The sequence below is a fragment of the Neomoorella stamsii genome, assembly GCF_002995805.1.
GTDB lineage: Bacteria > Bacillota > DSM-521 > Neomoorellales > Neomoorellaceae > Neomoorella > Neomoorella stamsii.
This window is the reverse complement of sequence record NZ_PVXL01000044.1, coordinates 98005-122346: the sequence shown is the minus strand read 5'-3', so window position 1 is coordinate 122346 and position 24342 is coordinate 98005. Positions and strand designations below refer to the sequence as shown.

At 54.0% G+C, this 24342-nt stretch carries 23 protein-coding genes; 20 read left to right on the top strand and 3 right to left on the bottom strand.

Going from position 1 to position 24342, the window contains the following annotated elements; genetic code table 11:
• Window position 1 precedes the first annotated feature (1 nt).
• The 14 genes from cobN to MOST_RS08635 all read left to right on the top strand — a co-directional run bounded on the left by cobN (window position 2) and on the right by MOST_RS08635 (window position 16166).
• Window positions 2–3757: a cobaltochelatase subunit CobN gene (gene cobN, locus MOST_RS08700; RefSeq protein WP_054935528.1), complete on the top strand. Its 3756-nt coding sequence runs from the start codon at window positions 2–4 to the stop codon at window positions 3755–3757.
• A 39-nt stretch (window positions 3758–3796) separates the two neighbouring features.
• Window positions 3797–4942, top strand: a complete 1146-nt coding sequence (locus MOST_RS08695) for a radical SAM/SPASM domain-containing protein (RefSeq protein ID WP_054935529.1) — start codon at window positions 3797–3799, stop codon at window positions 4940–4942.
• 69 nt (window positions 4943–5011) lie between these two features.
• Window positions 5012–7021, top strand: a complete 2010-nt coding sequence (locus MOST_RS08690; protein WP_054935578.1) for a putative cobaltochelatase — start codon at window positions 5012–5014, stop codon at window positions 7019–7021.
• Window positions 7022–7059: 38 nt separating this feature from the next.
• Window positions 7060–8097: a magnesium chelatase ATPase subunit I gene (locus tag MOST_RS08685; protein WP_054935530.1), complete on the top strand. Its 1038-nt coding sequence runs from the start codon at window positions 7060–7062 to the stop codon at window positions 8095–8097.
• On the top strand, window positions 8094–8933 hold the full coding sequence (locus MOST_RS08680; RefSeq protein WP_054935531.1) for an ABC transporter ATP-binding protein: 840 nt from the start codon (window positions 8094–8096) through the stop codon (window positions 8931–8933). Before MOST_RS08685 ends, MOST_RS08680 begins: the two co-directional genes overlap by 4 nt.
• Window positions 8926–9666: an ABC transporter permease gene (locus MOST_RS08675; protein ID WP_054935532.1), complete on the top strand. Its 741-nt coding sequence runs from the start codon at window positions 8926–8928 to the stop codon at window positions 9664–9666. Before MOST_RS08680 ends, MOST_RS08675 begins: the two co-directional genes overlap by 8 nt.
• Window positions 9667–9746: 80 nt before the next feature.
• Window positions 9747–10292: a Uma2 family endonuclease gene (locus tag MOST_RS08670; RefSeq protein WP_054935533.1), complete on the top strand. Its 546-nt coding sequence runs from the start codon at window positions 9747–9749 to the stop codon at window positions 10290–10292.
• Between the two features lie 249 nt (window positions 10293–10541).
• Complete coding sequence (locus tag MOST_RS08665) at window positions 10542–11693, top strand: aminotransferase class V-fold PLP-dependent enzyme (RefSeq protein ID WP_054935534.1); 1152 nt, start codon at window positions 10542–10544, stop codon at window positions 11691–11693.
• On the top strand, window positions 11686–11994 hold the full coding sequence (locus MOST_RS08660) for a putative Se/S carrier protein (RefSeq protein WP_083476434.1): 309 nt from the start codon (window positions 11686–11688) through the stop codon (window positions 11992–11994). Before MOST_RS08665 ends, MOST_RS08660 begins: the two co-directional genes overlap by 8 nt.
• A gap of 2 nt (window positions 11995–11996) precedes the next feature.
• Entirely contained in the window at window positions 11997–12659 is a 663-nt protein-coding gene (locus MOST_RS08655; RefSeq protein ID WP_054935535.1) for an ABC transporter ATP-binding protein, read from the top strand.
• On the top strand, window positions 12656–13441 hold the full coding sequence (locus MOST_RS08650) for an ABC transporter permease (protein ID WP_054935536.1): 786 nt from the start codon (window positions 12656–12658) through the stop codon (window positions 13439–13441). The genes MOST_RS08655 and MOST_RS08650 overlap by 4 nt, the downstream gene beginning before the upstream one ends.
• Before the next feature lie 284 nt (window positions 13442–13725).
• Window positions 13726–13962 carry a FeoA family protein gene (locus MOST_RS08645; RefSeq protein WP_054935537.1) on the top strand — a complete coding sequence of 79 codons (237 nt, stop codon included), beginning with the start codon at window positions 13726–13728 and terminating at the stop codon, window positions 13960–13962.
• Window positions 13963–13980: 18 nt separating this feature from the next.
• Window positions 13981–14769: a FeoB small GTPase domain-containing protein gene (locus tag MOST_RS08640; protein WP_054935538.1), complete on the top strand. Its 789-nt coding sequence runs from the start codon at window positions 13981–13983 to the stop codon at window positions 14767–14769.
• The gene (locus tag MOST_RS08635; protein WP_054935539.1) at window positions 14769–16166 is read left to right on the top strand and encodes a nucleoside recognition domain-containing protein; all 1398 of its coding nucleotides are present in this window, start codon (window positions 14769–14771) and stop codon (window positions 16164–16166) included. Before MOST_RS08640 ends, MOST_RS08635 begins: the two co-directional genes overlap by 1 nt.
• 6 nt (window positions 16167–16172) lie before the next feature.
• On the opposite strand, the gene mntR is transcribed toward MOST_RS08635, so the two are convergent.
• The 3 genes from mntR to MOST_RS08620 form a co-directional block, all read right to left on the bottom strand.
• Window positions 16173–16646, bottom strand: coding sequence for a transcriptional regulator MntR (gene mntR / locus MOST_RS08630; protein WP_083476435.1), 474 nt, complete (start codon window positions 16644–16646; stop codon window positions 16173–16175).
• 135 nt (window positions 16647–16781) lie between these two features.
• Entirely contained in the window at window positions 16782–17024 is a 243-nt protein-coding gene (locus MOST_RS08625; protein ID WP_054935540.1) for an alpha/beta-type small acid-soluble spore protein, read from the bottom strand.
• 52 nt (window positions 17025–17076) lie between these two features.
• Window positions 17077–18180, bottom strand: coding sequence for a GerAB/ArcD/ProY family transporter (locus MOST_RS08620; RefSeq protein ID WP_054935541.1), 1104 nt, complete (start codon window positions 18178–18180; stop codon window positions 17077–17079).
• A 233-nt stretch (window positions 18181–18413) separates the two neighbouring features.
• Between MOST_RS08620 and MOST_RS08615 the strand changes: the two genes are divergently transcribed.
• The 6 genes from MOST_RS08615 to MOST_RS08590 all read left to right on the top strand — a co-directional run bounded on the left by MOST_RS08615 (window position 18414) and on the right by MOST_RS08590 (window position 24315).
• Window positions 18414–20081: a spore germination protein gene (locus MOST_RS08615; RefSeq protein ID WP_054935542.1), complete on the top strand. Its 1668-nt coding sequence runs from the start codon at window positions 18414–18416 to the stop codon at window positions 20079–20081.
• A gap of 51 nt (window positions 20082–20132) precedes the next feature.
• Window positions 20133–21413: a Ger(x)C family spore germination protein gene (locus tag MOST_RS08610; protein WP_054935543.1), complete on the top strand. Its 1281-nt coding sequence runs from the start codon at window positions 20133–20135 to the stop codon at window positions 21411–21413.
• Window positions 21414–21465: 52 nt separating this feature from the next.
• Window positions 21466–21699 (top strand): hypothetical protein, encoded by a 234-nt coding sequence (locus tag MOST_RS08605; RefSeq protein WP_054935544.1) that lies wholly within the window; start codon window positions 21466–21468, stop codon window positions 21697–21699.
• A 246-nt stretch (window positions 21700–21945) separates the two neighbouring features.
• The gene (locus MOST_RS08600; protein ID WP_244266961.1) at window positions 21946–22752 is read left to right on the top strand and encodes a DNA adenine methylase; all 807 of its coding nucleotides are present in this window, start codon (window positions 21946–21948) and stop codon (window positions 22750–22752) included.
• A gap of 203 nt (window positions 22753–22955) precedes the next feature.
• Complete coding sequence (locus MOST_RS08595) at window positions 22956–23384, top strand: EamA family transporter (protein ID WP_054935546.1); 429 nt, start codon at window positions 22956–22958, stop codon at window positions 23382–23384.
• A 28-nt stretch (window positions 23385–23412) separates the two neighbouring features.
• On the top strand, window positions 23413–24315 hold the full coding sequence (locus MOST_RS08590) for a VanW family protein (RefSeq protein ID WP_054935547.1): 903 nt from the start codon (window positions 23413–23415) through the stop codon (window positions 24313–24315).
• The last annotated feature ends 27 nt before the right edge of the window (window positions 24316–24342 follow it).

Below are 24342 nucleotides of genomic sequence, written 5' to 3'. Positions count from 1 at the left end.
TATGGCTTTAAAAATTTGCTTTTATACGGCCATTGAAGGTGAGCTGGGTAGTTTAAGCCGGGCTGCCCGGAGGGTGCAGGAGGATTATGGCCGGCTAGTTGAAGTTGCGGCCTTATCTAAGCGGGGAGAAGGCGGGCGAACGGCGGGAGAAATCTCTCAACTTGCCGGTGGCGCTAATCTGATTATCGCGCACCTCATGGGGGGGCCGGATTCCCTGCCGGGGCTCCAGGACCTGGTAGAGCTGGCCAGGAAAAAGAATATCCCCCTGGCTGTGTTGCCCTCGATGGGAGATGATAACCAGCAGCTTTTGTCCCTTAGCAATATGACGCCGCAAGATTACCACCGGCTGCGCCTGTACGTTGCCTATGGCGGCGAGGATAACCTGAAAAACCTTCTTCTTTGGGCCGCCGGTCGTTATGGTGGTATAGAGGTGGCGGCAGCCGAGCCCCGCCCGTTACCCTGGGAAGGCTTCTACCACCCGGACTGCCCGGCACCGGAAGCGGCGGCACTTTATTTACAGGAGAAGCTCAAAGAAAGTCGTCCGGTAGTGGGGATACTTTTCTACCAGAGTGCCTGGGTGGCAGGCAATACAGCGTTCATTGATGAACTTGTCCGGCAGATAGAAAAACAAGGCGGCATAGCCTTGCCGGTGTTCCTTTACGCCACCAGGAACGACGAGCTGGGCAGCCGGGGTCTGGCCTGGGTGTTGGAAAATTATTTTAGCCGGGACGGCCGGCCGGTGGTAGATGTGGTGGTTAATACCCTGATGTTCTCCCAGACCATGGCCACGCCCACCTTCAGCCGGGTGGAAGAAAAAGGGCTTTACCAGCGGCTGGGCGTACCCCTGATTAAAGCCATCGTGTCCCTGACTCCCTTTGATGAGTGGCAAAAAAGCCTCCAGGGTCTGGGACCCCTGGATGTGGTCATGAGCGTAGCCTTACCCGAATTTGACGGGGATCTAATCAGCGTACCTATTGCCACCCGGGAAGAAACCGGGGAGGACCCCTCGACCGGTGCTGTTTTAAGCCAGTATGTACCTATTCCTGAACGGGTAAGCAAGGTTGCCTCCCTGGCCCTGCGCTGGGCCCGGCTACGGCACAAACCCAACCAGGAGAAAAGGGTAGCCATTATTTTACATAATTATCCGCCACGCAACGACCGCATCGGCTGTGCCTTCGGCCTGGATACCCCGGCCAGCGTCCACCGCCTGCTGGTGGCTATGCAGGCCGCCGGCTACCGGGTAGAGGATTTACCGCCGGATGGAGCGGCTCTGATGGAGAGGCTCCTGTCCGGGCTGACCAACGAGCGCGGCTGGCTCGACCCGCGGGAGCTGGATCGCCGGGCGGCTGATCGGGTGGATCGGGATACCTACCGGGCCTGGTTTGAGGCCTTTCCTCCTCAGGCCCGGGAGCATTTAACATGCAATTGGGGTGAACCGCCGGGAGAAGTATTTAATTACCAGGGCCAGCTCCTCGTCCCTGGCATCTTCCTGGGAAACGTTTTTATCGGCATCCAGCCGCCCCGGGGCTTTCTTGAGGACCCGGCCACAATTTACCACAGCCCTGACCTGGCTCCACCTCACCACTACCTCGCCTATTACCGCTGGCTGCGGGACGTTTTCCAGGCGGATATGGTTTTCCATATCGGCAAGCACGGTTCCCTGGAGTGGCTTCCGGGCAAGGGGGTAGGGTTGTCCGGGGCCTGCTTCCCGGACCTGGCCATTAATGACCTGCCCCACCTTTACCCTTACATCATTAACAATCCCGGGGAAGGCACCCAGGCCAAGAGGCGGACCCATGCCGGGATCATTGCCCACCTGCCTCCGGTTATGACCAGGGCCGATACTTATGATGAGCTGGCCGAGATAGAAGTCCTGGTCAAAGAGTATCACATGGCTAAAACCCTGGACGAGACTAAACTGCCGGCTTTACGCGACTTGATCTGGGAAAAAGCAGCGGCCAGCCAGCTGGACCGTGACCTGGGCCTGGAAAAAGAGGAGGCCGAGAAAGACTGGGAAGGCTTCCTGGAACGGCTGCATTCTTACCTGTATGAGGTAAAAGATACCCTCATCCGGGATGGCCTCCACATCCTGGGCCAGGCACCTCGAGATGAAGCCCTGGTAGAAATGCTCCTAGCTTTAACCCGCCTGCCCAACAACGATTTCCCTGCCTTACGGGAACGACTGGCCCTGGTGAAGGGATACAATTACGACCAGTTACTGGGTGAGCCTGGGTTCTTCGACCCGGTGCAGGGGCGTACTAACGCTGAAATCATGGACGAAATCGAACAACTAAGCAGGGACTTTATCCGAGCCCTGGCGGCCTCTGGCTTCAGCGAGGAAGTCATACCCGTAGTCTTAGAAGAGATCCTGGGGTGCCGGGATGAAGAAATTATCCGGCTGGGTAAATATATTACCGGCACCCTGGTACCGGCCCTGGAAGCAACGGTAGAAGAAATCGGAAACTCTATTAAGGCCCTGGCGGGTGGTTTCATTCCACCCGGTCCTTCGGGTGCGCCTACACGGGGTATGGCTGATATCCTGCCTACAGGTCACAACTTTTACTCTATTGATCCCCAGGCCATACCTACCCGCGCGGCCTGGGAAGTGGGCAAGAAACTGACAGAGGCTCTCCTTGAACGCTACCAGCAGGAAAAAGGTGACTATCCGGAAAACGTCGGGATGGTGATCTGGGCCACCACCAATATGCGTACCGGGGGCGAGGATATCGCCCAGGCCTTGTATCTGCTGGGGGTACGACCGGTATGGGAAGAAAAAAGCGGGCGCATTAAAGGACTGGCGGTGATACCCCTTGAGGAGCTGGGGCGGCCGCGGGTTGATGTAACTATCCGGGCTTCCGGGATGTTTCGCGATGCCTTCCTAAATGTCATCCACCTGCTTGACCGGGCGGTGGAAATGGTAGCCGGGCTGGACGAACCGGAGACAATGAATTTTGTGGCGGCCCATGTAAAAGCCGAAGTAGCTGCGCGGATAGCCGCCGGCGTAGAGGAGGAACAAGCCCGGGAGGAAGCCAGGTGGCGTATTTTTAGCGACCGGCCTGGTACCTATGGCGCCGGTGTAAGCAATTTAATCACGGCAAAGAACTGGCAGGATGCTAAGGACCTGGGGGAAGTCTACGTTACCTGGGGCGGCTATGCCTACAGCCGTCGTACTTATGGCAGGGAGGCACAGGATACCTTCCGGCGCCGCCTCGCTACGGTGGCCGCAACGGTAAAGAACGAGGACAGCCGGGAAGTAGACATGTTTGACAGTGATGACTTTTACTCCTACCATGGCGGCATGGTGGCGGCAGTTAAGGCCATCAAAGGAGAACTACCCCTCTCCTTCAGCGGCGACAGCAGCGACCCCAGGCGGGTACGGGTACGTACCCTGGAGGAGGAAACCCGGCATATCTTCCGGGTGCGGGTGCTTAACCCCAAGTGGATTGAAAGTATGAAGCGGCATGGTTATAAGGGTGCCGCAGACTTCGCGGCGCTGGTGGAAATATCCTTTGGCTGGGACGCTACGGCGGAAGTGCTGGAAGACTGGCTCTATGAAGCCCTGGCGCAAAAGTATGCTCTGGATCCGGGGATGCAGGAATGGTTTAAGGAGGTCAACCCCTGGGCACTGCAGACTATCACGGCCCAGCTTTTAGAAGCCATCGAAAGGGGAATGTGGCAGGCACGACCGGAAACTGCTGCTGCCTTAAAGGAACTGTACCTGGATATTGAAGGGGAATTAGAGGCCCGGACGGAGTGAAGGCTGCTGCCTTATTGATGCAAGGCAGGTTATGTTAACATGACGGTACATGGAGAAAATTCTCAGGACCTTATAAAGAGAGACGAAGCAATTAAACTGCTTGTTTTACGCATAACTGATGCCTGTAACCTTTATTGCCGTTACTGTTATGCCCGCAGGGGCGAAAGCAAGGGAGATATGCCCTGGGAGGTGGCCCGGCGGGCAGTGGACTATGTAGCCGCCCGCAGCGGCCATTTTAAAATCCAGTTCTCCGGCGGTGAACCGCTATTAAACCTACCCCTGATCAAAAAAGTAGTCGCCTATGTGCAGAAACGTAACCTGGCTGCGACCTTCCAGTTACAAACCAACGGTACTTTGCTTACTCCAGCTATGGTTCGGGAGATAAAAAAACTGGGCCTGGCCTTGGGTGTAAGCCTTGACGGTATGCCGGAAGTTAATGATGCCTTACGTCCTTTTCCTGACGGCAAGGGATCGACCCTGGCGACTATCCAGGGATTACAAAACCTGGCGGCAGAGCGGGTAAAAGCAGGTCTGACGGTAGTTTTAACGGCCGCGAGTACAGAACAGCTTCCCAGGCTGGTTGAGCTGGCTGCTTATTTAGGTAGCGTTCACGGCCTGTCCCTGGACTTGTTTCGTCCCTTGGGCAGGGGTGCGGAAGGTGAGTGCACAGGTCCGGATCCGGACTTGCTCCGCCGTCAGGTCAGGGCGGCCCTGGAACGGGCGCGGGAAATAGCCCGCCAGGGTGGGCCGTTGATAAGATTCCGGGAGGTAGAGAGGCTGAAATACCTGTTGACCCATAGCGGGGAACGGCGGTATTACTGTTACGCCACCACCGGCCAATCCCTGGCGGTGCTACCCGACGGCTCTGTTTACCCCTGTGCCTCCCTGGGGGGGTTGCCGGATTTTTATCTGGGTTCCATCCTGGACCCTGATTTTTCTCACCAGGAGGCCATGGTGAGGAGAGCGTGGTGGAGGCGCAATGTTGAGAAGATGCAGGGCTGCCGGAACTGCCCGGAGAGGCTCCTCTGCGGCGGAGGGTGTCTAGCCCGTGCCTATGCTTATAGCGGCCGGGTGGATATAGCCTTTCCGGGGGACTGCGAGTTGAGAAAAATATTCATGTTATGGGTGAAGGAGGAGGTGTCCTTACTTCCTTTGTCTCCTCTTAAGAAAACGCAAAGTAATTGAGGAGGTGATTGAGTGCTTACTTATAAAAGATTTATCTACCCCTTTACCGCCATTATCGGCCAGGAGAAAATGCAGAAAGGGTTAATCTTAAATGCCATTAACCCCCGCCTGGGCGGGATCCTCATCCGGGGGGAAAAGGGCACGGCCAAATCTACGGCCGTACGGGCCCTGGCGGCCCTGTTACCGGAAATAGAGGTTGTTGCCGGTTGTCCTTATAATTGTGACCCTGAAGATTATAACCGCATGTGCCATAATTGCAAGGAAAGACTGGTCCGGGGAGAAAGGCTGCCCAGAGCCAGGCGACGGGTACCGGTCATTGACCTACCCATATCAGCTACCGAAGACCGCCTGGTGGGGAGCCTGGATTTTGAATATGCCATCAAACACGGGCGACCCCGCTTTGAACCGGGAATACTGGCCCGGGCCAATCGCGGCATCATCTATGTGGACGAAGTAAACCTGCTGGACGATCACCTGGTAGATGTCCTCCTGGATGCAGCCGCCATGGGGGTAAACATCGTCGAAAGGGAAGGAATTTCCTATACCCACCCGGCAGAATTCATCCTCGTCGGTACTATGAACCCGGAAGAAGGGGAGTTAAGGCCCCAGCTTTTAGACCGTTTTGGCCTCTGCGTGCAGATTGAAGGTGTACACGACCCCGGCCAGCGGGTAGAAATAATTAAACGCCGGGGAGCCTTTGAAGCCGACCCCTTAAGATTTCTCACCCAGTGGGCAGGAGAAGAAGAGCGTTTACGCGAAAAAATCCTTACCGCCCGGCAAATCTTACCCCGGGTAACTATCAGGGAAGAATTGTTGGCGTTAATAACCAGACTGTGCGTAGAATCCTGTACCGCCGGCCACCGGGCTGACATCATAATGACGGTAACAGCGCGCACCATCGCCGCCCTCGCAGGGCAGGAAGAAGTGACCGAGGCTGACGTACAGGAGGCAGCAGAACTGGTCCTGCCCCATCGGGTGCGGGAAGCCCCGGCGCCGCCTCCAGAACAATCCCAGCCGCCTGAAACCCGGGAGGAACCGCCACAGCAAGAAGAAAATCCTGAATCAACGCCGGAGCAGGCAGAAGCCCCACCTGAACAGCCCCAGGAAAACGACTGCCAGGAATCAGGGGAAGAACCTCATGGTGAGGAACATAAGGGGGAGCCTGAGGAAGGAGAGAATTCTCCTGCGCCCCCTCAAGGCCAGGACGTGGTTTTCGCTGTGGGCCAGCCTTTTGCCGTCCGGCGTATTACCCACGGGCGGGACCGCATTTTGCACAAAGGCTCCGGCCGTCGCTCGCGCACCAGGACGGCTACCAGGGCAGGCAGGTATGTCCGGGCGACTGCCTGGCTACAAAATAACGACCTGGCCTTTGACGCTACCTTAAGGGCGGCGGCCCCTCATCAGGTTTACCGGGAAAAGAATGGTATGGCCATAGCCATCGAAAAAGAAGATTTTCGTTCCAAAGTACGGGAAAAACGCATCGGCAATTTCCTGCTTTTTGTGGTGGATGCCAGCGGTTCCATGGGAGCCCAGCAGCGGATGGTAGAGACTAAAGGAGCGATTCTTTCCCTCTTGCTGGATGCCTATCAGAAACGGGATAAAATCGGCCTGGTAGCCTTCAAAGGAAAGACAGCCGAAGTACTGCTGCCGCCTACCAACAGCGTGGAAATGGGATACAAACTGCTCCAGGAACTACCTACCGGCGGGCGGACTCCCCTTGCGGCCGGCCTGCTCAAGGCATATGACATCATCAAAACTCATTTTTATAAAGACCCTAACCTTGACCCTCTTTTAATCCTTATTTCAGATGGCCGCGCCAATGTGAGCATAGGTGAGGATAAGCCCCTCCTGGAGGCGCGACGGGTGGCGGAGATAATCCATAACGATGCCAGAATCAAAACTCTGGTGGTAGATGTAGAAAAGGACGGCCTGGTTACTTTTGGCCTGGCCCGGGAACTGGCCGCTGCTTTAGGAGCAGAATATTACCGGATAGACGAGCTAAAAGCCGGCACACTGGTCCAGGTAGTGCGGGAGATGCAAGGTTCCGGCGCTGTGGCGAATTTAAAAGAAATCTGCTAACCCGGGGATCCTTAAACAAAAATTTTTCACGACAGGAGATGAAGTGCGTGCAACCCGAAACTATTATTTACCCCTTTGCCGCCCTTGTAGGGCAGGAAGAAATGAAAAAAGGCTTGCTTTTAAACGCCGTCAACCCCAAACTTTCCGGGATTCTCATTCGCGGGGAAAAAGGAACGGCCAAGTCAACCGCCGTGCGGGCCCTGGCAGCTTTGCTACCGGAGATAGAGGTGGTGGCTGATTGTCCATTTAGCTGTGATCCCGCGGATATTACCACCATGTGTTCAAGTTGTCGCCAGCGGCTAGAGGCCGGTGAAGAACTACCGCGGACCCGGCGGAGAATGCGGGTAGTAGACTTGCCCGTTTCCGCCACCGAAGATCGGGTGGTGGGTACGCTGGACATTGAAAGGGCTATAAAAAAAGGGGAAAAGCATTTTGAACCCGGTGTCCTGGCCCAGGCCAACCGGGGCATTCTTTATGTAGATGAAGTAAACCTTCTCGATGACCATGTGGTGGATGTGCTTCTGGATTCCGCAGCCATGGGTGTAAATACTGTCGAGCGGGAAGGCGTATCCTTCACCCACCCGGCCAATTTCATCCTGGTCGGTACCATGAACCCGGAGGAAGGGGAACTAAGACCCCAGCTTTTAGATCGCTTTGGCCTTTGCGTAAATATCACCGGCATCCTGGAGCCCGGGGAAAGGGTAGAAATCATTAAACGCCGGGTTGCCTTTGAAGAAGATCCGGAAGGGTTTATTGCCCGGTGGGAAGGGGAGCAGGAAAAGCTACGCCGGCAAATTTTGACGGCTATAGAGATTTTACCGCAAGTAGAAATGCCGGAGGAAATCCTTTATCTCATTGCGAAGATCGCCATTGAAATGGGTGTAGACGGCCACCGGGCCGACCTGGTGATGATGAAGGCAGCCAGAACTATGGCTGCCCTGGACGGGCGTACCGAGGTAATACCCGACGATGTCTACGCCATAGTAAACCTCGCCCTGCTCCACCGCATGCGCCGCCAGCCGTTCCAGGAGATGCATGTCGACCAGGCGAAACTCCGGGAGGTACTTGTAAAGTGATTGAAATCCAGGGGCTTGCCAAGCATTATGGCAATATTGTGGCCGTAGCCGGACTGAACCTCCAGATCAAAAGCGGGGAAATCTTTGGTTTACTCGGCCCCAATGGTGCCGGCAAAACTACCACTGTGAGGATGCTGACTATGCTAACCAGGCCCAGCAGCGGCAGGGCACTGATCAACGGCCACGACGTAACGCGGGATTTAGGTAAGGTGAAACAAGCAATTGGCGTAGTGCCCCAGCAGATGAACCTGGACCAGGAACTTACTGCCCGGGAAAACCTGGAACTGCATGGCCGCCTGCATAAGATGCCCGCTAAAGAGCGGCAAGAAAGGATTAATGAACTCTTAGCTTATGTGGAACTGGAGGAGCGGGCCAATGACCTGGTGAGTAAATTTTCCGGCGGGATGAAGCGCCGGCTGATGATCGCCCGGGCGCTGATGCACCGGCCGCGCGTCCTTTTCCTGGACGAGCCGACGGTGGGTCTTGACCCCCAGACCCGCCGTAAAATCTGGGATTTAATCCGGCGGATGAATAGCGAGGGCATGACCGTACTTTTAACAACCCATTATATTGAAGAAGCCGAGATGCTCTGCCACCGGGTAGGCATTATGGACCGGGGCCAATTAATTGCCCTGGGTACACCCGCAGAGCTGAAACAAAAAGTAGGGGAAGTGGCCGTGGAATCCTTTGAAGGTACGGAGACAGGGTATAAACTCTTCTCCTGCCGGGAGGAGGCCCTGGATTATGCTCGCAAAGTAACAGGCAATGTTTTAATTCGCGATACTAACCTGGAAGACGTTTTTATTGAGTTAACAGGGCGGAAGGTGAATGATTGAGATGGATTTTTATACGGTCTTCTGGCGGGAAATGATTGTCCTCAAGCGTACTTTTTATAAGTTTTTTGCTTCGCGGTTGGTGAGCCCCTTCCTGTACCTGGTGGCTTTCGGGTGGGGCCTGGGCCGGGGCATTCGCATAGACGGGGGTAATTACCTGGAATTTGTCGTACCCGGCATTATCGCCCTTTCGGCCATGAATACCAGCTTTAACGCCGTAGGCATTTCCCTGAACATCAGCCGCTTATACTATAAAACCTTAGAAGAATACCTGATCGCTCCCTTAAGCGCCGGCTCCTTCGTTTTAGGCAACGTCCTGGCTGGTACGGTGCGCGGCCTGATTGCTTCTTTGATTATCCTGGGCCTGGCGTTTTTATTCGGAGCGAGATTAGCCATCAACGGCTGGTTTTTCGTGATAATAATTTTAACCTGTTTTCTTTTTGCCGCCTTAGGAGTGGTGGCGGCCATGACCATCAACTCCCATGAGGATATGTCCAACTTCTCTACTTTTGTTATCTTGCCCATGTCTTTTTTGAGCGGCACCTTTTTCCTGCCGGACCGCCTGCCCCGGGGCGTGGCTTATCTCATTGAAGCCTTACCCTTGACCCATACCAGTTATGCTTTGCGGGCCCTGGCCCAGGGCCAGGGACTCCTGCCCGTCTCCCTGGCAGTGCTGGCTGGTTATGCAGCCCTATTGTTCATTGCTGCAGTGGTAGCCGTGCAGAAGGTACGATAAGGTTTTAATCGGCCAGCTTTTAAGCCAGGGAAACAAATGGTACAATACCATTAAAGGAAATGTCCCAGGAGGGATGAAACATGGCCGTTAACGAGGTTAAATTTACTTACGAGGACTATTGCCAGCTACCGGAGGACAAAAGGTACGAGCTCATCGGGGGGAAGCTGTATATGGTGCCGGCACCAAGTGTCATCCACCAGATGGTTTCCGGGAACCTGGAGTTTATTTTACGCCAGCATGTGGAAGAACAAAAGATAGGAATAATTCTCCACTCACCTATTGATGTTTATTTAACACCGGAAGATGTTGTCCAGCCAGATATCATTTTCATTAGTAACGAAAGACGGGCCATCATCACTGAAGCCAATATCAAAGGCGGGCCGGACCTGGTAATTGAAATTCTCTCCCCTTCTACCGCTGAGCGGGATCAAGTAATCAAAAAAAAGTTATATGCCGCCCACCAGGTGCGGGAGATATGGTTTGTCCACCCTGTGGCCCAGACCATCGAAGTTTGCACTTTTACTCCTGAAGGAGATAAAAGAGAGCTCTACACCCGGCGAAGTAATAAACCTTTTACTTCCACAGTTTTACCCGAGTTGGATTTAGATTTAGACCGGGTTTTTTAAGTTTTTAAGTACATGATTAAGCCATTCGCCTTATGTTTAATTACGGTTACGGTGGAATTCCTGTTGAAAGGGATATTCTGGGTTTTATAAAGTAGGGGTTTTTTATTAGGAAAAGACTTATAACAAAAAGTTATAATGCGTATACAGGGTATCGCGGTTAAAAAAAGAATATTATATGACAGCAGGGGAGTCCTGCCGGAAAATAACCCGGCTCTTCCAACCGGGATAGGGAGCGTCAGGGATTAGCGCATGATTTACCTGAATAATGCCGCCACCTCCTGGCCCAAGCCTGAGGCCGTTTACCAGACGGCTGACGTGTGCTTGCGGCAATTGAGCGGCAGCGTGAACCGCGGAGCTAATAAGGGGGCACTGGACGCCGGCCGGGCAGTCCTGGAAACGCGGGAACTGCTGGCAGCTCTTTTCGGCATCCGGGAGCCGGAACAGATAGTCTTCACGGTCAATGCTACCGCAGCCCTGAACCTGGCCATCCAGGGACTGCTGGAACCCGGGGACCATGTCATTATCAGCAGCATGGAACATAATGCCGTGGTCCGGCCCTTATACGCCCTGAAAAACAGGGGGGTGGAATTTACCATCGTTAACTGCGCCGCCGATGGCACCCTGGATCCCCTGGCGGTGGAAAAAGCAATCCAATCGCGCACCAGGCTGATCTGCCTCACCCATGCTTCCAATGTTACCGGTACCATTATGCCCATTCATGAAGTGGGAGAGATCGCCCGCCGCCACCACCTCCAGTACCTGGTAGATACGGCCCAGACGGCCGGGGAAATTCCCGTAGATGTAGAAACGGCCGGGATTACCCTGCTGGCCTTTACCGGCCATAAGGGGTTAATGGGCCCTCCCGGGACCGGCGGCCTTTATATCCGCTACCCGGATACCGTCAGGCCGTTGCTTTATGGTGGTACGGGAAGCAAATCGGAGTTATTTAGCCAGCCGGAAATCATGCCGGACAAATTTGAAAGCGGCACTATCAATGCCCCGGCCATTGCCGCCCTAGGGGCGGGGGTAAGATTTATCCAGGAAACCGGGCTAGAGAAGATCCGCCGGCATACCCGGGAGCTGACAGGCCTGCTTTTAGAGGGCTTGCAGCAAATCCCGGAAGTGACTGTCTACGGCCCTGCGGAGCCGGAAAGGCGGGTACCGGTGATATCAATCAATATCCGGGGTATCTCGGCAGGGGAGGCCGGCGCCTGGCTGGCGGATCATTATGAAATTGCAACCCGTTCGGGTCTCCACTGCGCCCCCCTGGCCCACCAGACCACCGGTACCCTGACAACAGGTACCTTGCGGCTGAGCCCGGCGTACTTTAATACCCCGGCCGAAATCGAGACCACCCTGGCTGCCGTGCGGGAACTGGTAGGGGTGCTGCGGGATGCCTGACGAGCTGGTGTTGCTGACCTTTCCTTCCACCCATTATGCCCTGAAGGCGGAAAAGACCGTCCAGGGAGCCGGACTTCAAGGGCGGCTCATACCCATGCCCCGGGAGCTGAGTTCCTTGTGCGGCCTGGCCCTGGAGCTGGAGCCGGAAATAAGCGTGCACGCCCTGGCCCTTCTCCAGGCAGCAGGCGTCAGGCTGGAAAAAAAGGTGAAGGTACTCAAAGACCGCGGTTGCATCCGGGTAATAGAGGCAATTGAGAAATATGAAGCAGACGATTTACGGGAAGCCGGAGAGAAGGAATAGTAATGTTTACTTTACGGGACGTTACCTTCGGGTATATAGAGGCCAGGCCCGTCTTAAAGGACATCAGCCTCCACGTGGAGGAAGGCCAGTTTATCTTGTTGCAAGGGCCATCCGGCAGTGGCAAGTCGACCCTGCTGCACCTGCTGAACGGGCTGGCGGTTCCCCAGCGGGGGGAAGTGCTGTTTAAGGACAGGCCCCTGGCCAGTTACGATGCCACCTGGCTGCGGCGGCGTGTCGTGTACCTGCAGCAGACGCCGGTGATGCTGGACGCTTCGGTACGGGAAAACCTGCTGCTGCCTTTCCGTTTCAGGTCAGCCCGGGGAGAGCGGCTGCCCACCGAGGACCTCCTACAGGATTATTTGCATACATTTTTACTGGGTGAGATCTCCCTGGAGGCCAATGCCAGGGAGCTTTCTGTGGGCCAGAAGCAGCGGCTGGCTCTCATCAGGGCGCTGCTGCTGGCGCCGGAAGCCCTGCTCCTGGATGAACCCACTGCTTCCCTGGATCGCGAGTCACGAGAAATTGTAGAGGCTCGGGCCGAAGCTTTAAACGCCGAACAGGGAGTAACCGTTATTATGATCAGCCATACAGACTATGTCCCCCGGCTGGTAAAGCCCCGCGTCCTGGTCCTGGAGCATGGCACCCTGCGGGAGGTGGCAGCATGAACGCTATTGACATTGGCCCCCTGCAACTGGTCTTCTCCCTGGGCTTTGTCCTCCTGGCGGGGGTCAGTTCCCTTATCCTGAACCTGAACCTGCACCGGGACATTGCCTGGGGCACAGTGCGTACCATCACCCAGCTCTTCCTCATGGGTTATCTTTTGAAGTATGTATTCCAGCTCCAGTCGGCCTGGATGGTGTTATTAATCTTCGCCGGCATGATCTTTTTTGCCGCCAGGATTATTGCCGGCCGGGTCAAAGTCAGGAACATCCCCTTTATTACCCCGACCATTATTTCCATGTTTATCAGCTATATGCTGGTTACCTTTGTGGTCACGGCCGTGATTGTCAGAGTGAAACCCTGGTATGAACCAAGCTACTTTATCCCCCTGGGGGGCATGATTGTCGGTAACTCCATGAATGCCATTGCCATTACCCTGGAACGCCTTTTCGGTGACCTGCGCAAACAGCGGGAGATCATTGAAATGTACCTTTCCCTAGGCGCCGATTACCGGGAGGCTTCGGCCGACATTCTCCGCCAGGCCATCAGCGCCGGGATGATCCCTTCCATTAATTCCATGATGGGTGTTGGCATCGTTTTCCTGCCAGGTATAATGAGCGGGCAGATTATTGCCGGGGCCAATCCGGTGGTGGCCGTCAAGTACCAGATTGTGGTGATGCTAATGCTGGTGGGTTCCACGGCTCTGGGGAGCATCCTGGTGACCTATCTGGTCCGGCGTCGCTGCTTTACGCCCGATCACAGGCTGCTGGTCCCTGCTGAAAGATGAAACTTAAAGCTGACAGGAAAGCCGGTCCTGAGTTGTGCTCAGGACCTTTTAAATTTATACCATCGTGGCGTTGCTACACCTCTTCTAAGCAAAAATTTTTTCCTTCCCGGTTTAAAGGGTAAGGGTAACACCGGCCCGGCGGGCGGCATAGCCTGATATCAGAAAGTTGCCCGCCGGCAAGGGATTGCGTGGCAAGCAAAAATGTGGGTTGCTGGCAATTCCAGGTCATTCCCGGCAAGGAAGCCGGGCTATATCAGGTATCAGGTAAGAAGAGGGGAGTGCCAATGAGTACGATCACTAGCCTCAGCAACCTCAGGCCGGGCAGTTCCGGCGAAGTAGTTTCCTTACAGGCCCGGGGCCTGACCCGGCGCCGCCTCCTGGATCTCGGGCTGGTACCGGGCACCAGGGTGGTGGCCTTACGCCGCAGTCCCAGTGGTGACCCTACGGCCTTTTTTATCCGCGGGGCGACCATTGCCCTACGTCGGGAAGAAGGCCGGCAGGTCCTGGTGCGGCAAGTGTAAGGCAGGAGGGTGGCCGGAATGGGACTAACAAACCAGGCAACAGGCTTTCGTACTTTACGGGAAAACTTTCTCCCGGCCAGAACCGGCGGCTACCTGGTAGCCCTGGCCGGGAATCCCAATGCCGGCAAGAGCACGATTTTTAATGTCCTCACGGGCTTAAGGCAGCACACCGGCAACTGGCCGGGGAAAACAGTCCTGCAGGCCCGGGGCAAATTTACCCACCAGGGCCATATCTTTACCCTGGTGGACCTTCCCGGTACGTACTCCTTACTGGCTAATTCCGTCGAAGAACAGGTGGCCCGGGATTTTATTTGTTTCGGCAGGCCCGATGTCACGGTGGTGGTCGTCGATGCCACCTGCCTGGAACGCAACCTCAACCTGGTCCTCCAGGTAACAGAAACGACTACCGCGGTGGTAGTTTGCTTGAATCTCATGGACGAAGCACGGCGGAAAAATATTGTGATTGACGTACCCCTCCTGGCCGGCGAACTGGGGGTACCGGTGGTACCGACGGCTGCCAGAAACGGTGAGGGTCTTGCCCGGTTGAAAGATGTCATTGCTGCCGTGGCTACAGGTGCGATGCGCCCGGTTCCCACACCTATAATTTATGATAAAGATATTGAAACGGCCGCCAGCCAGCTGGCAAGGCAATTGCAGCCGCTTTTAAGGGGCCGGCTCAATGCCCGGTGGGTGGCCCTACGCCTGCTGGAAGGCGACGCAACTCTGTTACAAGGAATACAACAATTTTTAGGTGTCGACTTATCTGAGCCCGGGATAAAGCTACAGGTAAAAGAGGTGCTGGCATAATGACTGGCCAGAAAACCCCGGTACTTAGTGAGGCCCGGCGCCTGGCCGGTGACCTGGAGGATTCCTGCCGCGACCGGATTGTGGCGGCCCTTTACGCCCGGGCGGAAGCCATAGCTTCCCGGGCCGTCAAGAAGGCACCTGCGCCGCAGCGGGATCTTGACTGGCGGCTGGATGCCATTTTAACCTCCAGGCTCTGGGGATACCCTATCATGCTGGCTTTGCTGGCCTTTGTCTTCTGGCTGACTCTAAAGGGGGCCAATTACCCCTCCGCGCTGCTGGCCGGCTTACTTTTTGCTTTCCAGGATATACTTACCAGCTTATTCCACCGGCTGGGTGCCCCTGACTGGTTACATGGCATCGTGGTCCTGGGCATGTACCGCACCCTGGCCTGGGTGGTTGCCGTCATGCTGCCGCCCATGGCCATCTTTTTCCCCCTGTTTACCCTCCTGGAGGACCTGGGTTACCTGCCGCGCATTGCCTTTAACCTGGACAATTTCTTTAAAAAGGCCGGCGCTCATGGCAAGCAGGCCTTAACCATGTGTATGGGCTTCGGCTGCAATGCTGCCGGCGTCGTTGGCTGCCGCATCATTGATTCCCCCAGGGAACGGCTGCTTGCCATCCTGACCAACAATTTTTCCCCCTGCAACGGTCGTTTTCCCACGCTAATTACCCTGGCCGCTATCTTTATGGGCGGTTTGCTCACCACGGCGTCCGGGGCAGTGGCAGCAACCCTCACCGTGGCCGGGATTATCTTGCTGGGTATTGTACTTATGTTTTTTACTTCCTGGTTGCTCTCCCGGACCCTCCTGAAAGGCGTACCCTCATCCTTTACCCTGGAATTGCCACCATACCGGCCGCCCCAGGTGTTACGGGTAATCACCCGCTCCGTCCTGGACCGGACCCTCTATGTGCTGGCCAGGGCTGTCCTGGTGGCCGCTCCGGCCGGAGCCTTTACCTGGGTCCTGGCCAGTGTCCACCAGGGCGCTTTCAGTATTATCGACCACCTGGCCGGCTGGCTGCAGCCCTTAGGAAAAACTGTGGGCCTGGATGGCTACATCCTCCTGGCCTTCATCCTGGGCCTGCCGGCCAATGAGATCGTTATCCCCATCCTGTTGATGAGTTACCTCTCAACAGGCATGCTCACTGAGGTAGATAGCCTGGCCGCGCTGGGAGAAGTCCTGGTGCTACACGGGTGGACCTGGATTACCGCCCTTAATGTCATGCTCTTTTCCCTGATGCACTGGCCCTGCGGGACCACCCTGCTGACCATTTATAAAGAAACAAAAAGCCTTAAGTGGCCCCTCCTGGCGGCTGTAATTCCGACGGCCATGGGCCTTGTTACCTGCTTCCTGGTAAAGCTGCTGGCAGGTCTATTAGGAGCCAAACTTGGGGGTTAACGCTCCCTAGTCGCTGCTGTGGCGGAACAGCCAGGCCCTGAGGTCCTCCAGTTTTTCTCCTTCCGGGTACTTGTTAAGCCGGTTCATGGTCTGGAGTTCTTCTAGGCACTCGGGATGGGTACGAAAATACTGGACCAGGTTGCGGAACAGGCACATGGTAGGCGGCGTGATGTAATGCTCAATGCCTTCTACCTGTTCTTCCACCCCTACCCGGGCGTTGAGGAGGGTTAAAAACTCTTTGAGCATGGCATCGCGCCAGACGAGGAAATATCCCAGCCGCTTCCCTTTATCGGTGAGGGCAATATGCCGGTACTTTTCGTACTGGATAAAACCCTCTTCATGGAGCTTTTGTATCATCCTGGTCACGGATGAAGGCTGGACGTTCAGGGCTCCGGCCAGGTCGACCGCCCGAACATAACCTTTTTCCTGGATTATCCTGTAGATCATCTCCAGGTAATCTTCCATGCTTTCTGTTAACATGGCTCTCCCTCCCGGAAGTTTCTTGCCTGCTAAACTTTATGCCGGAAGGCACAGTTTTTTGTCCGGACTAAAAGGCCATGGTACAGTAAGCTGACCGCAGCTACAAAACCAAAAAATAAGCCGGTTTATGACCGGCTATAGATCATCCTGCAGGTTTAAACGGGCTTTCCGATCGCCTTCCCCGGCCAGGGCCTTTTCACCAGCCTTGACCAGCTTGCGCACCATATTGCCGCCGATTTTACCGGCTTCCCTGGTGGTTAATTCATCACCTGCGCTGGCTAGGTCATCATCCAGGCCCAATTCTTTGGCCGTTTCCCACTTTAATTTGTCGAGCTGTCTTTCCGTCCGCAGCCGATCATTATCCTTTTTGTGGCCCATTTTAATCACCCCCGCAATATTGTGCCGGTACAGGCAGGGAATTATGTGCCTGCTAACAGTGGATTCGCCCTTTAATGTTGCGTATTTTAGCTACCAGGAGCAGCAAGGCCGGGTAGATCAGGTAAGCAGGGAGGAAATAAAACGGGAAGGCGCGACCGGCAAAGATTAACATTTGGGAAAAATTTTCATAGAGGCTCATGGTTAAAAAGGTTAGCAGAAGGCCTGTCGGCAGCACGAGGGGGCGGTAATCCCGGAGGCCTAAAAGTTGGGCCGTGCCCAAGGTAAAGGTATAGTAGACAATAGTTAGTTTCAATAAAATGGTAAAGCTCCAGACGAAAATGATGACCGGTTCCAGGCGTTGCAAAAAGTCGCCAATATTTATCATCTGGATGGCTATAAGGCTGGGGAAATTAATACGCGCCGTTTCGGATGCGCCCAGGACGATGATGTTACGTACCAGTACCAGCGTAGTGAGCAATGTTGCTATGATTACGGCCCGGGCGAAGGGAGCAAAGCTTTTTTTGGGTTCGGTTAAAAAAGGTAATAGAACCAAAAAGAAGACGGTTTCGCCAAAGGGAAAGACAAAGGCCGGGTAGACCCCACGCAGGACAGGCAGCGGCCCCCTTTCCATAACCGGGAGGAGGGCTTCCCAGTGAACCAGTCCCGGGACAGATACAGCCAGGGCGGTGAGAACTAAAATGGCAACGATAATAAAAGGAAGTAGCAGTTCACCAATCCGGGCCGGGACTTCTATCCCCAGGCGAACGGCGTAGGCAGCCAGGCCGGCAAAAACCCCGGCAACGATTTCCATTGGCGTTTGGGGCAAAACGATCAGCTTGTATAAATCAACAACGTTACGCAAAACCAGGGCCGCCAGGTGCAGGGCGTACCAGAGAAAAATAATATTCAAGCAGGTTCCCAGCCATCGCCCCAAAACCCGGGAGGCATATTGCACCGGTGATTCTCGCGGGAAGCGGCGGCCGAGGGCAGTATAGCAATAGGCCGCACCCAGGCCCAGGGTTCCCGCTAGAAGATAAGATATCCAGGCGTCCTGTTTGGCCGGCCCGACAGGGACGATCAGGGTAGAGGTACCAATAAGGAACCCGGTAACCAGCATAAAAAATTGCCAGAGAGATATCCTGCCTTTTTCACCCACGGTTATTCCTCCTGGCGACCGGTCAGTATTTCCTATTAATATTTCCACTTGAAGGGAAAATATACTACTGCTCTTGACCACCTTACCAGGTTTTATAAATTTCTGTCTCTAGCGTATATTATGCTGATATTACAAGCTATTCCATATCGAGGCGTTCCTGGTATATAAAGCCCTAATGGGTTTCATACTAGTTCCATCAAGTGCCAAGTTTTTGACTAGAGAAGGTGCTGGCTTTGCTCTGGATATGGCACCGTTTATGGCGCCAAGTCACCCCCGGCAAGCAAACTTCAAACGAACACGACCTGCCGATAACTACCAGGCTTGAAGCTAACATTGATTACCTTAAAAAAACCTTTGGCCAGAGTGAAGATCTGGTGATTAGAGAGATAGAACTGCCAGGTAACAAACTGGCGCTGATTTACCTGGAAACCCTGATCGACCGGGATGTAGTCCAGCGGGATATCCTGCGTTCCCTGTTAGCCTTGCAGGCAGTATCGCTACCGGGGGACGAGGCAAAATTTAGCCGGTTGATCCGTGCCAGGTTAACCATCGGCGATCTTCAAGAAGAGCGGCTGTGGTCAAAGATAATCGCCGGCTTGCTGGACGGCAAGGCAGTTTTAATAGTTGAAGGTTACAACCGGTGCCTGCTGCTCAGTATAGAAGGTTGGGAAAAAAGGCCGGTAGAAGAACCTGTCAATGAAGTTAGTATCCGTGGCCCCCGCGAGGGATTTGCTGAAAATTTAGCAACGAATATCTCTCTCATCAGGCGGCGGCTGCGTGCGCCCGAGCTTCGTTTTGAAGCTATGAACCTGGGCCGGCGCACCCACACCAAGGTGGTTATCTGTTACCTGGAAGGACTGGTATTAAGGGGAATTCTTGAAGAACTCCGCCGCCGGTTGCAGCGCATTGATATTGACGGTATCCTGGAAAGCGGCTATATTGAGGAACTTATTGAAGACGCTCCCCATTCTCCCTTTCCCCAGCTTAACCGCACGGAGAGGCCGGATAAACTGGTTGCCGATTTATTAGAAGGCAGGATAGCCGTCCTGACTGACGGTACACCCTTTGCCCTGATCCTCCCGGGCAGCCTGGTATCCCAGTTGCATGCCCCGGACGATTATTATGAGCGCTGGCCTTTAAGTATAGGGGTTCGCCTGTTCCGCTTTTTAGGAATATTTATCGCCCTGCTACTACCGTCCCTTTATGTAGCTTTGACTACCTTTCACCAGGAAATGATTCCTACTCCCCTGGCAATTTCTATCGCTGCCCAGCGTGAACTGGTGCCGTACCCGGCCGTTGTTGAAGCTTTAATCATGCAGGTACTCTTTGAAATTCTCATTGAAGCCGGCATAAGGTTGCCCCGGGCCATTGGCCCGGCGATCAGCATCGTAGGAGCCCTTGTTATCGGTGAAGCAGCCGTCCGGGCGGGGCTGATGTCGGCGGCAATGGTTATTGTTATTGCAGCTACGGCCATCGCTTCGTTTACTATACCTACTTTTGGCCTCAGCCAGGCCGTGAGGATGCTCCGCTTGCCGATGGTTTTTTTAGCCGGTTTTTTGGGCCTGCTTGGCATTTTTGCCGGCTTGCTGGTAATTTTAATCCATCTGGTGAGTCTGAGGAGTTTTGGTGAGCCTTATCTCAGCCCCCTGGCACCATTTATCTGGGAAGCGCAAAAAGACCTGGTGGTCAGGGTGCCCTGGTGGGCCATGCTCTGGCGGCCCGTACTCACCGGCTGGCGAGATTTGAGGCGTATAAAACCAGGCCGGCACCCTTTTATTACAGCTAGAGATAAAAATGCTCGTGATGAACTGGAAACGCAGTTGGGTGAAGGCAATGGGAAAAGCGTTACAGGCAGGAAAAAGAGGAGAAAAAAGATGGGGAAGCTGGCGAGGAAGAGATAAATTAACTGCCCTTATGGCATTTAATGGCGAGATCGACTGGGAAGTGGTATATTGGTTTCTAAAGCCGGGTGCAATTATTTTTTATACGTAACCCTTGGCCTGGTAGCCCTTTTGATGGCCCTGTTCTTGAGCGGCTGCTGGGATCGCCGGGAGATAAATGAACTGGCCTTCCTGTCCAGCATGGCGGTAGACCTGGCAGGAGAGCAGCGTATTTTAACCTATGAATTCGTCCGACCAGGTGCTACCGGTGGGGGTGAAAGGGGAGGAGGGGGAACTTTACCTCATCGCCAGGCCACCCTCCGCAGTGGCAGGGGAGAAACCCTTATATCCGCCTGCCGGCAAATTACCACCGGCCTCCCCCGCCGGGTTTATCTTGCCCATACTAACGCGGTACTGGTAGGAGAAGAAATGGCCCGCCAGGGCCTGAGAGAGTTACTCGATTTTATTGACCGGCATCCGGAATTGCGCCGCACGACCTTGATTATGCTTACCCGGGGGCCGTCACGGGAGGTATTAATAAAAGCTCAGGGGGACATAGAAACAACCCTGGGCAAGGAAATAAGCGGTCTCCGCAAGTGGGTGCAGAGCAGTGGTTACGGTTTTATTCCTAATGTTAACGACGTTTTTTTTGATTTAACCAATGGAGCGGGAACCACTGTCCTGCCGGTACTGGAGCTCAGTCCCCAGCCGTTCCCGCCCCTTATTGGCACGGGTGCGTCGTCAAGCAGCGGTGGTTCCCGGGAAACCGGGGGGACAACTGGACGGGTAGAGGAACCTAGAACGGTAAGGACGGTGCGCCTCAACGGCGCCGGCATTTTTTACCACGACAAACTGGTGGAGTGGCTGGATAAATATCAGGCCCGCGGCTGGGCCTGGGTGCGCAATAAAGTGAGACGGGCCGTACTGGCGTTACGTTGCCAGGAAAATAATACCAAGGTTGCCGTAGATATAACTGAAGCCCACGCAGATGTCAGCGTCGACATGCAAGGGGGCCAGCTCCAGGGTAAGATCAAGCTAAGGGTGGAGGGCGAGCTTCTGGAACAGCAGTGCAACCTGGACTTTACCAGGGAAGAGGCCATTAAATCGCTAGAAAGCCAGATGGCAGCTCGGATTACGGCTGAAATTAGCAGTGCCCTCAATCAGGCTAAGATGGTGGGAACTGATGTTTTCGGCTTTGGCAGCGCCCTCCATCGCCAACAACCTGAACTGTGGCGCCAGCTACAAGGACGCTGGAACGAAGAATTTAAAAAGCTGCCTGTTACCATCAATGTCGAAGCTAAATTAAGACGTACTGGGATGACAGGTCGTCCCTGGCAGCCCGGGGCGCGCTAGTAGTTAAAGCAACGGGCTCCCTTCTGAGACTTGCTATGTAAGGAGTGCCTTAATGGCAGGTTTGTTCATTTTAGTGGTTGTATATACCATTATTTTTCTCCTGGATGTCCCGCCCCTGGTCCGGCGCCGGGCCTGGCGGGAATTACTCGCTTTTGCCGTCCTCTCCCTCATGGGGCTGGCCCTGGGGATTCCCTGGTCCCTGGGGCATAAAATATTCTTTCCTTCGGAGGCACTCATAAAATTTTTTGAGCCGCTGGCCCGGTTGGTCCTGGGCCCCCAGGAATAAGAATGGATGCTGAAAAGAGGTTACAGGTTCCGGTTTTCTGGTAGTATGGTAAAATATTTTATGTTGGGGAACAAAACAAATAAAGGAGTAGGAAAATGAACCAGGATTCCCTTCAACCAGTGGTAGAGCTGGCTTCTTACAGCAATAACAATCTTTCCTGGAGCCCAGAGCTTTGTCTCGATCTCCTGGTGTAAAGCATTTCCCGGGCTCAATTTTGGCCTTAGCGAGGAGTGAATGGTATTACTAATGGTAAAACCCAGGCCACCTGTAAAATGGGCGGGGGGAAAAGGGCAGCTAGTACCGCAATTTGAACGCCTTTTCCCGGAAAAGTTTAACCTTTATTTAGAACCGTTTGTAGGTGGTGGAGCCGTATTTTTTCACTTAATGCCCCCCAGAGCCGTACTTATCGACAACAACCCGGAACTGATTAATTTTTATCTGGTAGTGCGGGATAGTTTAGCTCTTTTGCTCGCCGACTTAAAAAAGCACCGTAACGACAGGGAGTATTACTATGCCATCCGGGCGCAAGACCCGGAACACTTGGATAAAGTAAGCCGGGCCTCCCGTTTTCTTTATTTAAACAAAACGGCCTATAATGGTCTGTGGCGGGTCAACCGCCAGGGCAAATACAACGTCCCTTTTGGCCGGTACAAAAACCCGAAGATAGTAGATGAGGAGAACCTCCGTGCTGTCAATGCCGCCCTCCAACGGGCAAAGATTATCCCCGGGGATTTTAGCGAAGTTTTACATTATGCCCGTCCGGGTGATTTTGTGTACTTTGACCCTCCCTACCATCCCGTGTCAGAAACGGCTTACTTTACAAGCTATACTTCGGAATCCTTTGGCAAAGAAGATCAGGAGCGGCTGGCCGAGATCTTTAAGCTCCTTGATAGGAGAAATTGTCTGGTGATGCTCAGTAATTCTGATACTCCTTTTATCAGGGAGCTTTATAGTGGCTATGATATTACAGAAGTACATGCCCGGAGGGCCATAAGCTGCCGCGCCGACAGGCGCGGACCGGTAACTGAACTGGTAATCAGGAATTACAGTTAAGGAGTAATGGCCAATTAGGGGCCGTTATTGCCCGAACAAATATTACCTACACCAAAGGCAAACACATAGCGACAGGTTTAATTGGTAACGCTGGTCCTGGTGCGAGCTAATAGCTAAGCTAGGGCTCATGTCGCGGCGAAGTTGAATGTTAATAGTTCTATTCAAAGAAAAAATGAATAATCTTTCCTATGGGGGTGTTGGACGTGAATCCCCTTAGCTTCGCCTTGCTAGGAGCCCTTTGCTGGGGTATAGCTCCGCTTTTTGGTAAGGTTGCTTTACTGGATGTATCCGCCGCGGCGGGATTAATAGCCCGTACCTTTCTGGCCGGGGGGCTGGTAGCTCCATGGGTAATTTACAGGGGGGGCCTGGGCTATCTTTTGTCTATACCCCTCAAATCCTGGTGTTTCCTCACTGCCGAAGCTTTCTTTACTGCTGTGGCTGGTGACCTGGCCTATTACTCCGCCTTAAAACATGGCCAACCGGCTGAAGTAAATTTAATTATCAGTATCTCTCCCTTTATTACCCTTATCCTGTCAGCACTTATTTTTGCCGAAGAAATTAGCTGGAATAAATTGCTGGGCGGTTTGTTCATTTGTCTGGGGGTTTTTCTGGTAGGACTGGTGGGAAGGTGACCGACCACCTGGCGAGGGGTGTAACCCTTTGCGTATTATTTACCTGATATTATTTATTATTGCCGGGTTGCTGCTAACCTGGCTATGGTTAGACTGGTCTAAAGGCCGGCAGGTGATCCATTCTATACCCTCAGGTTCGTCGCAATATAAAACGGAAAACGTTGTCTCGGGTAAAGAAACGCTGCCCTGGGCCGGGAACAGGGAGGTAGAAGAACTTTTAAGAAAGTATGACACCCCTGTTCTCATGGCCTCCTATCACGCCAGTTTACCCGACCCCATTCTCTGGGAAGCATACAATGTGGCCCTGGCTACCGACAGGCTTGCCGGCACCGTTCTTAAACCCGGGGAAATTTTTTCGCAGAATAAACTTTTAGGACCATATACCAAAGCCCGCGGTTACCGCGATGGTCCCATGTTTGCCGGTAATAAAATCATTCCCAGCGAGGGCGGTGGGGTTTGTAAAATTGCCTCGGTCTTATACAACGTAGCCATCCTGGCCAACCTGGAAATCATTGAGCGTTACCCCCACTCATTAACAGTGCCTTACGTACCACCAGGTCAGGATGCTACGGTTGCCTATGGCACCTATGATTTTCGCTTTCGCAACAATACCACCAGCCCCCTGGTCATCTGGGCTGATACTTATGGCGATACCCTCTACATTGCCTTTTACGGACGGGAAAAGCCACCCAGGGTAACCTGGCACCATGAAATTCTAGGGAAAACTGAAAGCTGGACGGAATATAAATACAATCCTTCCTTACCCCCCGGGACAGAAAAGGTAATTTTTCCCGGCCAGGATGGTATTACCGTTCGTTCATGGGTTACCATTGAACAGCCAAATGGTAAAATTATCCGCAAAGACCTTGGCATTAGCCGCTATCAGCCCAGCCCTTGCCTTGTAGAACGGGGCCCCTCAATTAAGAAATAATTACCCACCAGCTGGTGGAAAAAATTA

Bases quoted from the DNA above. Each gene is read 5' to 3' on its own strand.
- cobN (WP_054935528.1), top strand. From the start codon at position 2: ATGGCTTTAAAAATTTGCTTTTATACGGCCATTGAAGGTGAGCTGGGT.
- MOST_RS08695 (WP_054935529.1), top strand. From the start codon at position 3,797: ATGACGGTACATGGAGAAAATTCTCAGGACCTTATAAAGAGAGACGAA.
- MOST_RS08690 (WP_054935578.1), top strand. From the start codon at position 5,012: ATGCAGAAAGGGTTAATCTTAAATGCCATTAACCCCCGCCTGGGCGGG.
- MOST_RS08685 (WP_054935530.1), top strand. From the start codon at position 7,060: ATGAAGTGCGTGCAACCCGAAACTATTATTTACCCCTTTGCCGCCCTT.
- MOST_RS08675 (WP_054935532.1), top strand. From the start codon at position 8,926: ATGATTGAGATGGATTTTTATACGGTCTTCTGGCGGGAAATGATTGTC.
- MOST_RS08670 (WP_054935533.1), top strand. From the start codon at position 9,747: ATGGCCGTTAACGAGGTTAAATTTACTTACGAGGACTATTGCCAGCTA.
- MOST_RS08665 (WP_054935534.1), top strand. From the start codon at position 10,542: ATGATTTACCTGAATAATGCCGCCACCTCCTGGCCCAAGCCTGAGGCC.
- MOST_RS08660 (WP_083476434.1), top strand. From the start codon at position 11,686: ATGCCTGACGAGCTGGTGTTGCTGACCTTTCCTTCCACCCATTATGCC.
- MOST_RS08655 (WP_054935535.1), top strand. From the start codon at position 11,997: ATGTTTACTTTACGGGACGTTACCTTCGGGTATATAGAGGCCAGGCCC.
- MOST_RS08650 (WP_054935536.1), top strand. From the start codon at position 12,656: ATGAACGCTATTGACATTGGCCCCCTGCAACTGGTCTTCTCCCTGGGC.
- MOST_RS08645 (WP_054935537.1), top strand. From the start codon at position 13,726: ATGAGTACGATCACTAGCCTCAGCAACCTCAGGCCGGGCAGTTCCGGC.
- MOST_RS08640 (WP_054935538.1), top strand. From the start codon at position 13,981: ATGGGACTAACAAACCAGGCAACAGGCTTTCGTACTTTACGGGAAAAC.
- MOST_RS08635 (WP_054935539.1), top strand. From the start codon at position 14,769: ATGACTGGCCAGAAAACCCCGGTACTTAGTGAGGCCCGGCGCCTGGCC.
- mntR (WP_083476435.1), bottom strand. From the start codon at position 16,646: ATGTTAACAGAAAGCATGGAAGATTACCTGGAGATGATCTACAGGATA.
- MOST_RS08625 (WP_054935540.1), bottom strand. From the start codon at position 17,024: ATGGGCCACAAAAAGGATAATGATCGGCTGCGGACGGAAAGACAGCTC.
- MOST_RS08605 (WP_054935544.1), top strand. From the start codon at position 21,466: ATGGCAGGTTTGTTCATTTTAGTGGTTGTATATACCATTATTTTTCTC.
- MOST_RS08600 (WP_244266961.1), top strand. From the start codon at position 21,946: ATGGTAAAACCCAGGCCACCTGTAAAATGGGCGGGGGGAAAAGGGCAG.